General features: G+C 40.6%; 14 protein-coding genes. 9 read left to right on the top strand and 5 right to left on the bottom strand.

Annotation, left to right across the window (positions count from 1 at the left end; translation table 11 throughout):
• Window positions 1–31: 31 nt before the first annotated feature.
• Entirely contained in the window at window positions 32–376 is a 345-nt protein-coding gene (locus U3A58_RS02770; RefSeq protein ID WP_323821859.1) for a hypothetical protein, read from the bottom strand.
• A 130-nt stretch (window positions 377–506) separates the two neighbouring features.
• On the opposite strand from U3A58_RS02770, the gene U3A58_RS02775 reads away from it, so the two are divergent.
• A complete protein-coding gene (locus U3A58_RS02775; RefSeq protein WP_323821860.1) occupies window positions 507–1,646 on the top strand; it encodes a cysteine desulfurase family protein in 1,140 nt (379 codons plus the stop codon).
• A 193-nt stretch (window positions 1,647–1,839) separates the two neighbouring features.
• On the opposite strand, the gene U3A58_RS02780 is transcribed toward U3A58_RS02775, so the two are convergent.
• The 3 genes from U3A58_RS02780 to U3A58_RS02790 all read right to left on the bottom strand — a co-directional run bounded on the left by U3A58_RS02780 (window position 1,840) and on the right by U3A58_RS02790 (window position 4,659).
• Window positions 1,840–2,370: a PRC-barrel domain-containing protein gene (locus U3A58_RS02780; RefSeq protein ID WP_323821861.1), complete on the bottom strand. Its 531-nt coding sequence runs from the start codon at window positions 2,368–2,370 to the stop codon at window positions 1,840–1,842.
• A gap of 500 nt (window positions 2,371–2,870) precedes the next feature.
• The gene (locus U3A58_RS02785) at window positions 2,871–3,452 is read right to left on the bottom strand and encodes a nucleotidyltransferase family protein (protein WP_323821862.1); all 582 of its coding nucleotides are present in this window, start codon (window positions 3,450–3,452) and stop codon (window positions 2,871–2,873) included.
• 88 nt (window positions 3,453–3,540) lie between these two features.
• Entirely contained in the window at window positions 3,541–4,659 is a 1,119-nt protein-coding gene (locus U3A58_RS02790) for an XdhC family protein (protein WP_323821863.1), read from the bottom strand.
• Between the two features lie 107 nt (window positions 4,660–4,766).
• Here U3A58_RS02790 and U3A58_RS02795 point away from each other — a divergent pair, with 107 nt between their 5' ends.
• From U3A58_RS02795 to U3A58_RS02810, 4 genes are all read left to right on the top strand, one after another.
• Window positions 4,767–5,240, top strand: a complete 474-nt coding sequence (locus U3A58_RS02795; RefSeq protein ID WP_323821864.1) for a hypothetical protein — start codon at window positions 4,767–4,769, stop codon at window positions 5,238–5,240.
• Window positions 5,241–5,421: 181 nt separating this feature from the next.
• Window positions 5,422–6,228 carry a polysaccharide deacetylase family protein gene (locus U3A58_RS02800; RefSeq protein ID WP_323821865.1) on the top strand — a complete coding sequence of 269 codons (807 nt, stop codon included), beginning with the start codon at window positions 5,422–5,424 and terminating at the stop codon, window positions 6,226–6,228.
• A gap of 146 nt (window positions 6,229–6,374) precedes the next feature.
• Window positions 6,375–8,000, top strand: coding sequence for a glucuronyl esterase domain-containing protein (locus U3A58_RS02805; protein ID WP_323821866.1), 1,626 nt, complete (start codon window positions 6,375–6,377; stop codon window positions 7,998–8,000).
• An 89-nt stretch (window positions 8,001–8,089) separates the two neighbouring features.
• Window positions 8,090–8,947 (top strand): sugar phosphate isomerase/epimerase family protein, encoded by an 858-nt coding sequence (locus U3A58_RS02810; protein WP_323821867.1) that lies wholly within the window; start codon window positions 8,090–8,092, stop codon window positions 8,945–8,947.
• Between the two features lie 5 nt (window positions 8,948–8,952).
• On the opposite strand, the gene U3A58_RS02815 is transcribed toward U3A58_RS02810, so the two are convergent.
• Complete coding sequence (locus tag U3A58_RS02815; RefSeq protein WP_323821868.1) at window positions 8,953–9,864, bottom strand: oxidoreductase; 912 nt, start codon at window positions 9,862–9,864, stop codon at window positions 8,953–8,955.
• A gap of 166 nt (window positions 9,865–10,030) precedes the next feature.
• On the opposite strand from U3A58_RS02815, the gene U3A58_RS02820 reads away from it, so the two are divergent.
• From U3A58_RS02820 to U3A58_RS02835, 4 genes are all read left to right on the top strand, one after another.
• On the top strand, window positions 10,031–10,330 hold the full coding sequence (locus tag U3A58_RS02820; RefSeq protein WP_323821869.1) for a M13-type metalloendopeptidase: 300 nt from the start codon (window positions 10,031–10,033) through the stop codon (window positions 10,328–10,330).
• A 278-nt stretch (window positions 10,331–10,608) separates the two neighbouring features.
• Window positions 10,609–11,625 (top strand): phosphotriesterase family protein, encoded by a 1,017-nt coding sequence (locus U3A58_RS02825; RefSeq protein ID WP_323821870.1) that lies wholly within the window; start codon window positions 10,609–10,611, stop codon window positions 11,623–11,625.
• A gap of 274 nt (window positions 11,626–11,899) precedes the next feature.
• Entirely contained in the window at window positions 11,900–12,166 is a 267-nt protein-coding gene (locus tag U3A58_RS02830) for a hypothetical protein (protein WP_323821871.1), read from the top strand.
• A gap of 499 nt (window positions 12,167–12,665) precedes the next feature.
• Entirely contained in the window at window positions 12,666–12,935 is a 270-nt protein-coding gene (locus tag U3A58_RS02835; protein ID WP_323821872.1) for a hypothetical protein, read from the top strand.
• The last annotated feature ends 22 nt before the right edge of the window (window positions 12,936–12,957 follow it).

Here is a 12,957-nt window from a genome sequence, read left to right on the forward strand (position 1 = left end):
AACATCTTGATACTTGCTACTTGCTTTTTTTTCAAATCTCATCCATCCCTCTTTCCGGCCAATAGGGGCCTTTGAGGGTCAGCTTATGGTCTTCAATCTCAAAGGTGATTTTTATCTGATCGCGCTTTTGCTCATGGATAGCAAGACAGGCATTGAAGTGTACCAGATCGAATTCTAATTCAAAATCTCCAGAACTTTGATCTTTCAAATTAATCTCAGAATGCAAATCCACTTTTTCCGTAAGCGCTCCTTCTTTTTTGAAATAGTAAGAAAGGAAAATCCCTAGCTCCTTCTTATTGTCTGTTAATGCCCGCTTAATTTGATCTGAAATGGATTGATCGGATTTAGGTAATGATATAGTCCAGGTTTCTTGCATGCTGAAAAGTTGCCGATATTTGATGTTAAAACAATAAGAATATTACGATTTTTCGTGGTTTAGGCTTTGATCAGTCACCGATCTTCTGATTAACTTAGTGAATCTCCCTAGCCACCATTTAAGTGATACCATGAATTACCCCATCTACCTAGATTATAACGCTACCACACCTTGCGCTCCAGAAGTCGTTGAAGCCATGATTCCTTGGCTTGGAGAGCATTTTGGAAATGCTGCCAGTAAGTCACACGCCTATGGATGGGTGGCGGAAAATGCAGTTGAGGAGGCCCGAGAGCAAATCGCAAACTTGATAGGTGCTCAAGCCAAAGAGCTTATTTTCACTTCAGGAGCTACCGAGGCTCTAAATCTTGCCATTAAAGGCACTTTTGACCTGTACAGAGGAGAAAAGCAGCATTACATCACCTGTACAACTGAGCATAAGGCAGTGCTAGACAGTATGAAAGTCCTAGAAGAACATGGGGCTGAGGTGACCTATTTGCCTGTGGATGCTGAAGGGAATATTGATACTGCATTGCTGAAATCTAACATACTCCCTTATACTAAAATGATTTGTCTGATGTGGGCAAATAATGAAACTGGTGTCATTCATCCCATTGAAGAAATCAAAGCTTTGGCAGAAGCGAAAAATATCATTTTCCTAAGTGATGCTGTACAAGCTGCTGGCAAAATTCCAATCTCTGTCAAGGGTGTACATTTAATGGCGATTTCTGCTCATAAACTCTATGGACCGAAGGGAATTGGAGCGCTGTATATTCGGCATAATCATTCTTTGCCCAAGCCACTAGCCCAAATCCATGGAGGAGGGCATGAGAAAGGTTTCCGAAGCGGAACACTTAATGTACCGGCCATTGTAGGTTTTGGGAAAGCTGCAGAACTTAGAATGACGACAATGAAGGAGGAGTCCATTCGCTTAGGTAACCTACGTAACTTTCTGGATAACAATCTCCTATCGTTATCAAGCACAAAGTTGAATGGGGATCAGAACCGTCTTTCGCATGTAAGTAATATTGCCTTTAGTGGAGTGGAAGGGGAGGAGTTACTTCGCAAAGTATGTCAAAAAGTAGCTGTGAGCTCAGGTTCTGCCTGTACTAGTATTTCACCTAAACCATCACATGTGCTACAGGCGATGGGTTTGGATGCTGATTTGGGAAGATCTTCGATTCGGTTTAGTTTAGGCAGGAATACCACTGAGCAGCAGGTAATGGATGTCGTAGATTGGGTGAAAAAGGTGGTAGCGGAGTTGAGGGGATAATTGTTTCTCTCGATGACGCAACGAGGTAGCTTAAGATTTGTCCCACATTGGCGCTAAGCCATTTTTTTTGGCAATAAATTATTAAACTAGACTATCCATAGTTATTCTAACTAGCTTTTTATCATTAGATCTTCAAGGCAAAAGGCTAACCCATTTACGGATTAGCCTTGCTTAGGATATAAAGGATCAACTATTATAAAAGTGGATCTCCACCTCTCCGATTGTCTGACTGTCTATCGCCTCGGTGGTCTGTTTCTAAAAATCCATCTCCAAATTCTGGATCTCGAATCCGGTCTGATGAGGCATCAAATCGATCCTCATCATTGTAAAAGGATTTGTTTTCGTGATCATATCGACCATATAGACTGCGGGTTTCCTCGCTATAAAAGGTGCGCATGTCGTGAATGAATTCGGCTTGTGGGCCAGAAGGCCAATCATTATCGTCAAATCCAGGAGCATTTTTCAAAGTTTCTTTGATTTCCTTGACTATGACTACATCTTCTTGCTCTGGATTGAATTCAAAGGATTCAAATGGTAAAGCAAGAAGTTTTGAACCAAGATTCAGGAATCCTTCATCTACTTTTAGTACTACATAATCAACCTTACCTGTTGAGGTGTTGATCACGATGTCTTTGATAGAACCGACAGATTCATCTCTCGCAGTTTTCACATTGCATGAGATAGTATCCGAGCAATTGATTTTGGCATTATTAGGAGTGTTCATGTTGATAGTTAGTTAGTTATTATTGTATGATTCACCTTACACCATATCTGTGCCACTGGATAATACTGTGATTAGAATCCATTTAAGCCATTTAATTAAATTCTAGATGCGAATGCCTTTCCCTTTTAGTGGAATTATATTCCACCGAATGGGCACATTTGGGTAGTTTGAAGTAGGGATTAGGATGGCGTCAAACAGAACACTAAATGAGGCTGTCTCATAACCCATAATAGTCACTTTGAGCAAAGTCGAAATGGGCTTAATTAGCACATTAAAGGCTTCGACTTCGCTCAGCCTGACAAGAAAATCTGATTATGCGACAGCCTCTTGAAAGTATGCTGAACTTAGAAGGAAAAGTTAGCTCATTTAGAAAAAAAGGTGATATGCTACAAAAAATGGTGTAGAGATACAGTTGTATGTTAGAAAGTAAAATAGAAAAGAATAGCGCTTTTGCGCCTCAGCGGGAGATATTCGTTGCGCCGCACCGAGAACTTTTGAACCTACAAATTCAAATCCCTCAAATCCTCTTCCGTATCAATATCTACTTTGCCTTTTGGAAAGGAAACCGTCGCCATATCATCTTCATTGGCAAGGACGATATTCTTTGCCCCTTCATCACCTGTAAGCTCCATTAATTGTTTAAAATAGGCCTTGCCAAAAAGAATAGGCACGCCAACCGTTTTGGAATACTCACAGGCAACGATTCCTTTTGATTCTTTCTTTTGAGTGGAGATAAGCTTATTAAGGATCTTCGCATCCACAAAAGGCTGATCACAAAGTATAATAATTACTTGGTCAGGTTTATCGAATTTGAGCATGTATTCGAGTCCCACTTTGATGCTGGAAGACATGCCTTTTTCGAAGTGCGAATTTGGGATATTCGGGATGCTAGCACCCGCAAACGTCTTCTTAATCTCATCTCGATTTGCGCCAAGAACTAAAACTCGCTTGTCGGCCTTTGATTCATTTGCAGCATCTATTGCCAGCTGAAGCAATGTTTTTTCCTTGTATTTAGCGATCTGCTTTGGGTAGCCAAGTCTAGTTGATTCTCCTGCAGCAAGTATGATTATTCCTGTTTTCATCTGTTTATATTTTGATTTTCAAAGGTCATAACCTGTCTCGCATGGTAGATAATCATCCCAGTGTGTGACGCTTGAGTCATGCTCGATTTCATCGATTTTCTTCGTGTATGGGGCCATTCTTTTCCCGCAGAAAGGTACCTTGTTTTTTTGCCATAACCGCCTTCATTTCCGCCAATATAGACAAAGCGATTTCTTCTGAGCCCTCCGCTCCTATATCCAAACCCATGGGAGAAAAGATAGAATTCTGATTTACAGGGATTCCCTGATTTTCTAAGCGATCCACCAGTTTCTCAGATTTTTTCTTTGGTCCCAAAATTCCAATATAATTCAAGCCCAAGGGCAAGAGGTCTTTTAATACCAATGCTTCATATTCAAAATTGTGAGTCATCAATAAAGCAGCCGTGTAAATGTCTGTTTCCAGTTGCCTTACTACCTCATCACCGGAGCCGGTAATTATTCGATGTGCTGTGGGAAAGCGCTGCGCAGTGGCAAGATTCTTTCTACCATCGATGACTATCACTTCCAAGCCCAATACATCGGCTATTTTTGTCAAGGGAATAGTATCACTCCCAGCTCCAAAGAGGAGTACTCTTATTCTGGGTTTGATGGCTTCAATGAAAACTTGCAGGTCATCAAGATCAGCGTATTTACGAATAATATGAGAAGCTGAGTCAACGGAATTCACTTCTTGCTGCACTCGGAGCCAAAGCTTATTTTTCAGACATTCCACATTCCCAAAAACCTGATTCTCTTTCAATAGCACTGTGGTACCAATCTGTTCCTGCTTGGAGTATTTAACCGAGAACACTGTGATTAATCGACAAAACACCCGTTCATGAATTGCAATTTTAAGCAGCTCAATAGGATTTATATTATTTTGATAATCAATTGGTTCTATCAATACATGAATAATTCCATTGCAGCCTAATCCAACTCCAAATTTCTGATCATCTTCATCGGTAGTATCATAGGTGACTAGCATTGATTTTTGCTGGAAGATTACGGTCTGAGCTTTGCGCAGCGCATCTCCTTCCAGACATCCTCCACTGATCGCCCCGGTAAGTTCTCCATCTTCGGAAACCAACATTCTAGCTCCAGGACGACGGTAGGCCGAGCCATCCACTTGGACTACCGTCGCAAGTGCTACTTTCTTGCCTTCTGTGTGGAAGGTTTCATATGCTTGGATAATCGATTGAATTTCTTTCATGGAAATATAGATCGCCTAATAAATATAAGTTCTCCAACTTATTCAAGAAGATTCATTTCGATGGTAAGGATTTTAGCAAAAACATAAGGCATGCTTTAACTTGCGGTATGAAAATCCCAAGTCTCGCTCAACTCAAAAAGGAACTCAGCTATCTCAATGAGAAGGAATTAATTGATTTGGTGACGGATTTGAGCAAATTCAGCAGGGACAACAAATCCTATCTATTTTTCAAGCTAAGCGAGAAGGATAATCCTGGTCTGTATCTTGAGATGGTGCGGGAGGAGCTGGAAACGGATTTTCTAGCGGCGAGAGGAGATCATTCTTATTATGCCAAGAAAGCCGCACAGAAGCTACGACGGAAAATGAACAAACTACTCAAACTGAGTAAAGTCAAAACTGATCAGATCGAAGTGCTACTGTTTTTTTGTGAAAAGCTGCGAGAATATGGTTTCCTCAGGCACAGAAATCAGGTTTTGGATAATCTGTACCAGATGCAGCTCAGCAAAGCTGTGAAATTGATTTCTGGCTTGCATGAAGACTTGCAGTTTGATTATGAGGGTAGAGTAGAGGAATTGACCTAAATGTTCTCTCTGAACGATTGAATTTTTAGAAAAGTGTTGGTCGGTTTGCATGGGAGTAAGGCAAAAGATACTTTGTGTCTGAATTGTTTTTAAGCTATGGTTAATCAAGAGGATGCTTGTTCAATTAGCTGTGAATTTGACCAAGGTTTAAACTCAACAAGCCCAACCTAAAACCTATTCTATGTATACAATTTTTAAGCTCCTATTTATAGGATTGTTCTGTGTTCCGTTGCACTGTTTTGCCCAAAATCCCACTACTTCTGAAAAGCTCTGGAATGGCAAACAAGCCGCAGTTGTACTAACCTACGATGATGCGCTGAATGTACATTTGGATGAGGTAGTTCCTGCCCTAGAAGCTCATAAACTCAAGGGTACATTCTACCTTTCAGCCTTTTTCCCAGGAAGTAAGAATCGAATAGAAGATTGGAAAAAAGCGGCAGACCTGGGTCATGAGCTGGGAAATCACACGCTTTATCATCCTTGTGATGCTTCGCTTCCAGGAAGATCATGGGTATCAGCTGATAATGATTTACATAATTACTCTACTGCACAGATCCTCAAAGAAATCCGAATGACGAATGTATTTCTTGAATCTTTGGATGGTAAGAAGGAACGGACTTTTGCCTATACCTGCGGTGACACAGCGACTGGTGAAGGGTCATTTATGGAGGTTATAAAGGACGATTTTGTGGCTTCAAGAGGTGTCAGAGGAGAATTGAACATAATTGGAAATATCAACCTTCTAAATGTAGATAGCTATGGAATCAATGGAGAATCAGGGTCAGCATTGATTCAGTTGGTAAAAGATGCGCAAGCGAAAAATGCTTTGATCACTTTTCTTTTTCATGGAGTTGGAGGGGAGCATAATCTGAATGTCTCTATAGAAGCGCATCAGGAACTGCTTGATTACTTAGCAGGAAATGAAGATGTAATCTGGATTACAACCATGATCGATGCTGCCAGGCATGTACAGAAACATCAAAAATAGCATGCTCAGTTTACCCAATAATTCATTATGAATCGAGCATGACGCAAGCGACACAGGTAGGGATAATTGTAAAACCTGCGAGATTCTCCCGATCCGCCGCGGCGGACGGGACAGGCTATGACTATTAAAAATCAAATTATAATCACATGAAATCGAGCATGTCGAAAACGACACCCAGAGCGATGATTTTGCACCGTGTGAGATTCCATGTGACCTCTAAAAACAATTATAAACACATGAAAAAGACAATTCTATTTTTGCTGCTCTTGGGAATTGGAAGCTTAGGCAGTGCACAAACTACCAAGCTAGAACTAAGCAAATATCCCACTCCAGTCAGCTTCACAAATGAGCAAGACCATGCCAATATGCAACAGCAGCTGGGGATACAAGTGCTCAGACCTGGACCAAGTGGCAATGAATCAGCGCCAAATGCTGCCAATTACGATGAAGCCAAAGCTAATCCTTGTCCTGAGTTACCGGAAATTCTGATTACTAATGATGGCAGAAAAGTGACTTCAGAAGAAATATGGTGGAAGGAGAGAAAACCGGAGCTAGTGGATGCATTGGAAAGAGAAGTCTATGGGAAGCTTCCACAGCATATCCCAAATGTAAAGTGGGAGGTGAAAATCACAGACCGGGAATTTGTCGCACGAACTCCTGTAATAGCTAAGCAGGTTATTGGGCATGTAGATAATAGTGCCTATCCGCTAATAGAGGTGAATATCAATATGATGCTGGTAGTGCCTGCGAATGCTAAAGGTCCGGTACCGGTTTTGATGATGTTCGGTCGTCCTTCTTTTCCGGCTCCAGCACAGCCTTCCGGCGATGATATGGAGACATTAAACACATCTTTCAAAGAAATGATGATCCAGAATGATCCTTCATTGAAAGCACTATTTGACAAGTATCCTGCTTATAATCCAGTGACCAGACTTCCTGGATCGAATTTCTTTGCGCCTCCAACGAACGGAGAATCTCCATCCACCGAGCAATTGCTTGCAGCCGGCTGGGGATATGTGACTTTAGATCCTAGTAGTATTCAAGCTGATAATCATGCGGGAATCACGCGCGGAATTATAGGTTTGGTGAATAAGGGCCAACCTCGCTCTCCAGAGGATTGGGGAGCACTTCGGGCTTGGGCATGGGGAGCTGCCAGAGCTTTAGATTATCTGGAGACAGACACTTTGGTCAATGCTAAAAAGGTGGGAATTGAGGGAGTTTCCCGATATGGAAAAGCTGCATTAGTTACGATGGCTTTCGAGCCTCGCTTTGCGACAGCATTGATAGGTTCTTCAGGAAAAGGTGGAACTACACTTCACCGTAGAATTTTTGGTGAGGCGGTAGAGAGTCTCACGGGTGGTGAAAACTACTGGATGGCTGGAAATTACATGAAGTATGGAGCAGAGAAATCAGATTTTGGAAGAATGAATGGCTGTGACCTGACGGTAGATTCACATGATATGTTGGCTTTGTGTGCTCCCAGGCCTGTTTTTGTGAGTTATGGAATTCCCGAGAAAGGCGACTCCAAATGGCTTGATCAAAAAGGAAGTTACATGGCAGTGGTTGCCGCAGGAGTAGCGTACAAACTATTAGGTGCTGATGATCTGGGTGTAAGCAATGACTACATGAAAGAAGAAATGCCGCCTTATAATACCGATATGCTGGATGGGGATTTAGCTTGGAGGCAGCATGATGGAGGTCATACTGACGCGCCTAATATGCAGCATTTTATTCCTTGGGCTAATAGGTCTCTGGGGCATGAGAAGTACTAGCCATTTAGAGAAAGAAACAATAAAAAACTTCTGAAATCACCAGTCCATCAAAAAGAGAATTATATTCAACAATACACAAGCCAATAACCATGTTTAATAAAATATTTAGCACAGGGATTTTATTCCTATTGATCAGCTTCAATGTACTTGCCCAAACCCAAGATTTACTTTTCCCGGAAATTCCGGGGATGGTTTCTTATACTTATAGAAACAGCCTTTCCAAAGATCTTCCTGCTACGCTCGATACGCTGCAGGCTATGGGAATTACCGATATGGAGTTTTCCAGTCTTTTCGGCCATACGGCGACAGCTATCAGGAAGGAGCTGGATAAGCGGGGCATGCATTGCTCGTCATTTGGCGTAGGGTACAAGGATTTGATGGAGAAGACATCGACAGTGGCCGAGAATGCCAAAACGTTGGGAGCAACGTACGTTCGAGTAGCCTGGGTTCCTCATCAGGGAGGATTTTCACTGGAAGATGCACAGCAAACTATTGCAGATTTCAATGCAGCGGGCAAGGTGCTCAAGGAGGATTATGACCTGACTTTCTGCTATCACAATCATGGCTATGAGTTTGTGCCACATGGAGACGGTACACTATTCGATCTGATCATGAAAGAGACTAATCCTGAATACGTTAGCTTTGAAATGGATATTCTATGGACATTTTTCCCAGGAGCCGACCCAGTTGCTTTACTCACAAAATATGGAGATCGATTCAAGCTTATGCATATGAAAGATCTGAAAAAAGGTGTAGTAGGCAATATGTCTGGAGGCACACCCACAGAGAATGATGTGACGTTAGGAACTGGACAACTTAATCTTCCGGCGATCATCAAAGCAGCCAAAAAGGCTGGGGTAAAACACTACTACTTAGAAGACGAAAGTCCAATTTATTATCAACAAGTCCCTCAAAGCATTGCCTATCTGCAAAGCTTGAAAAAATAGAGATTTTAAAGCTGAAAATCACAACCAGTCATTTCTTCAGAAACTGACCAAAGTTTAGCTGCTGCGCCCAAATCATGAGATTTGCTGCTTGACATTACCTGAACTGGGGAGCCTTTAATTTGGCGGAAGCCAGATGGGCCATAATATTCACCACCTTTTGCCTCTGGATCCAATGCTGCTCTTAAAGTCGGCAATGCACCATGCTTTGAATCTTGACCGATCAATGCGGTAAGAGGAGAAAATAAAGCCCTGCCAATAGCCGGTAGAAAAACACCCAAATTTGAATCTGAAAAACCAGGGTGGGCAGAAAGTGCCATGGCATGGATTCCTGCTGACTCAATGCGTCTTTGCAGCTCATATGCAAACATCATACAGGCCAATTTGCTTTGAGCATAGAATTTCCATCTTGAATAGCTCTTCTCTGCATTGAGATTACCAAAATCTAGTTCTCCGCTCTTATGTGCCATGCTTCCCAAAGTCACAATTCGTGCAAACTTGGTTTTCTTGATTATTGGAAAGAGCAAGTTAGTCAGATGAAAATGTGCTAAATAATTCACTCCGAATTGGCTTTCGAAACCGTCTTCTGTTTTGGTCAATGAGGGAATCATAATCCCGGCATTTTCAATCAATAAATCCAGACGATCATATTTTGCAGAAAATTCCATGGCAAATTTCTCAACAGATTTTAAACTAGTTAGATCTATCAATATAATTTCCAAGTCTGCATTTGGCACTAATTTTAGAATCTGATTCAGAGCCTGCTGGGCTTTCTTTAGATTTCTGGAAGCTAGTAGTACAGTGTTGCCTTTTTTGGCCAAGCCTAAGGCAGTTTCATAGCCTATTCCGCTATTTGCACCTGTGACAATAGCAATTTTTCCTTTTTGGGAAGGAGCAGTTTCCAATGTGAAAATTTTCATATAGTTGGTCTAATAGTAATATTGAAAAATGTGAAATAAGGAAGATGTTTTTTGCTGAGGATGAGTAATTTAGCGAAAACTAATCCAGAAAAAGGCAAGTGTTTCCAATAGAGTTTTTCCTGCGTACAGAAATGGTGTTTAAGCACTTCCAAAATTAATTTACCTTTTGAAGGCAATAAACAGTAGCTATGAGAAACTCACTTTTAGCTTTATTAACTCTTTTGATCTATTTGCGGATGATGCGAATAATTATGGAGGAATCGGAATTGGTCATGAATTGAGGCATGCTTTTGATGATCAAGGAGCCCAGTATGACAAATATGGAAATGTTAAAACCTGGTGGACGGATGCTGATTATGAGAAATTTAAGGTTCAAGCCCAGCAGTTGATTGACCCCTATGACAGCTTCACCATATTGTATTCTGTACATGTGAAAGGTGCCATGACCATAGGTGAAAACTGCTGATAACGGAGGGATTTATATAGCCTACGATGCCTTCAAAATGACTGAGTAAGGACAGGATACTACCAAGATCAGCGATTCTGCTTATTCTATAGCCAGAATTTGGAGAGTTAAAACCCGTGATGAGTTATGTTAATACCAATTCGCATTCCCCAGCCATGTGACGTGTTAATGATCCACTGATGAATTTTGAGCCATTTTATACAGCCTTCAATATTCAGCCAGGTGATCAAAACTTCAAAACCGAGGAGGAAAGAATTAAGATTTGGTAGATTTAAGGTATGGAAAGATTAACATTTCAGATCATATTTGTTTTGGCACTTCTTAGCTCACTGGTAGTACTAAAAAGTCATGGTCAGTCTATTCAGCAAAAAATAGAAACGGTTTCTGGAGCTATATCACCTGAAGATCTTGGGTTTACACTCATTCATGAGCATATCATGTCAAATTTCGGCGCAGAACCTAGTGATGCTGAATCTTACGACGAAGACAAACTATTCCAACAAATCATTCCTTATTTAAAAAATCTCAAAGAAAGTGGAGTAGAGACAATAGTTGATTGTACTACAGCATATTTCGGAAGACGAGTGGATTTGCTGAAAACCATCTCGGAGGCTTCAGGTATCAAAATCATCACTAATACAGGCTTCTATGGCGCGGCGGCAGATAAATATGTTCCAGAATTTGCATATACAGCTAGCCCAACTGAGCTGGCACAGCTATGGATCGATGAATATGAAGATGGAATAAGTGGAACCGGAATTAAACCGGGATTCATCAAATTAGCATTTGACGCCGGGGATCCAAGTGAGTTAGATTTAAAGCTTTTCGAGGCAGGAATCATTACGCATCTAGCTACAGGATTAACGATAGCTGTTCATACTGGCGATAATCAGAAAGCCGTAAAAGCTCAACTTGATTTATTGCATAAACATAATGTAGATCCTTCTGCCTGGATATGGGTGCATGCAAGTCAATCCTCCGATATAGCTTACCTAATAGAGATTGCTTCTCAGGGCGCATGGATATCATTAGATGATGTCAATAAAGAGAATATTTCATCTTATTTAGAAATGTTGAAAATCTTTAAATCCGAAAAGCTTCTAGAAAAAGTATTACTGTCACATGATGGAAATGGCTTTCCAAGAGGAGGCGAGATTAGACCCTTTGATTCAATTACCAATTCCCTTATTCCTGCTTTACTCGAGAATGGTTTTACTGAAAGTGAAATCAATCAACTACTGGTAATTAATCCTAGAAATGCTTTCACTAATAGGGTTAGTCAAGGACAACCATAACGCCAATATAAATCTGACATTTACAAGAGAATAGAATCTCAAGCTAACGAACCAGATACCATTGCTTATTACAAAAAAGCTGAAAACGATTTATGAAAAAGCTGGGTATACTTTCTCAGAATGAACTCGACCAAGTTAAACTTGGCTTGATGAAAGTTTTAGATTTGATAGCATAAATATCAGAATAAAATGGGATTCAAGTCCGTAAAAGCCCATTTTTGGTGTTTGGAATTTAGCAGCATTTTCCTGAGCATTTTAAGTATATACTCCCCACATGTTTGAAGGACCTGATTATCCCAAATATATCAACGAAGAACTTTTTGAATCCTGGCTGGCTGAAGGTAGAGCTAGTAAGATCAGTTATCATTTTTTGCTGATAGTCTGGAATGTGTGTGAAGGAAATTACACGCCTGTCTATGCTGAAAACCGAGAGCAAATAACAGATTATGAATTGTATCCGGATGCTAAAGGTTCAGAAGCTTTGATTGCCATATATGATTTATATTCGGAGAGTAGGATAGCATTCACCCGAAAAATCTAATGGTAAATAAGGCGTTTTTTGGAATAGGTGCTTTGCGGTGGACCAAATTATAAATTGAATTAAGAACCTACTTCCTGACTTTTACTAGGAGACCTAGCGTGACTATTCGTCATGATTTTGGGATCACTGATTCCATTGCATTCGGTGTCAGAGACCAGTACCTACCATGAAAGATGTAGAAAAAATCGTGTCCAGGCTGGCAGTCCAGTTATTTTTGATTGTGAAAAAGCCATTTTAGTTTTGGATGAATGGTTGCAAAAAAGCGGATATACATTTTAAAAAAAACAGAAGGATCCAAACTCTCATACTAAGAAAACTACGCCAAAGTTTAAAACCTTGAAAACCAGAATTCTATAGTTTCAAAAAAGCTCGAAAAGTTTTTAAGCCATTTGGGACAGGATTTGGATCAATTCGTCCTACCTATCTTTTTTTAAGCCTTTGCCCTTGACAAATTAGTAAGAAATATCCCAAGTTTAGTATGAGAACTCTTTTTAAATCATTGGCAAAGGTATCTTTTGTGGTCGCCATGAGAGGGTATTGGTACAGCTGGTTGACCATGGGTCCCGAAAATCCAGACTACCACTACGTGATTCCCTTCAAAAACTTTGCAGAAATGGATATTGTGAAAGATGGAGTTTGGGACATTTATGAAAAAGAACATGGAAAAGCGAAACGAGATTCGCTTCAGACAAACTTCAGATTATCAGTTGAAAATACCTGGGTGTATCAGTACAAATTAAACACGGACATGAGCCGTCCAATCAAATAATCTTTACACTTATCAACCAAAA

The sequence above is a fragment of the Algoriphagus persicinus genome, assembly GCF_035156415.1.
Lineage (GTDB): Bacteria > Bacteroidota > Bacteroidia > Cytophagales > Cyclobacteriaceae > Algoriphagus > Algoriphagus persicinus.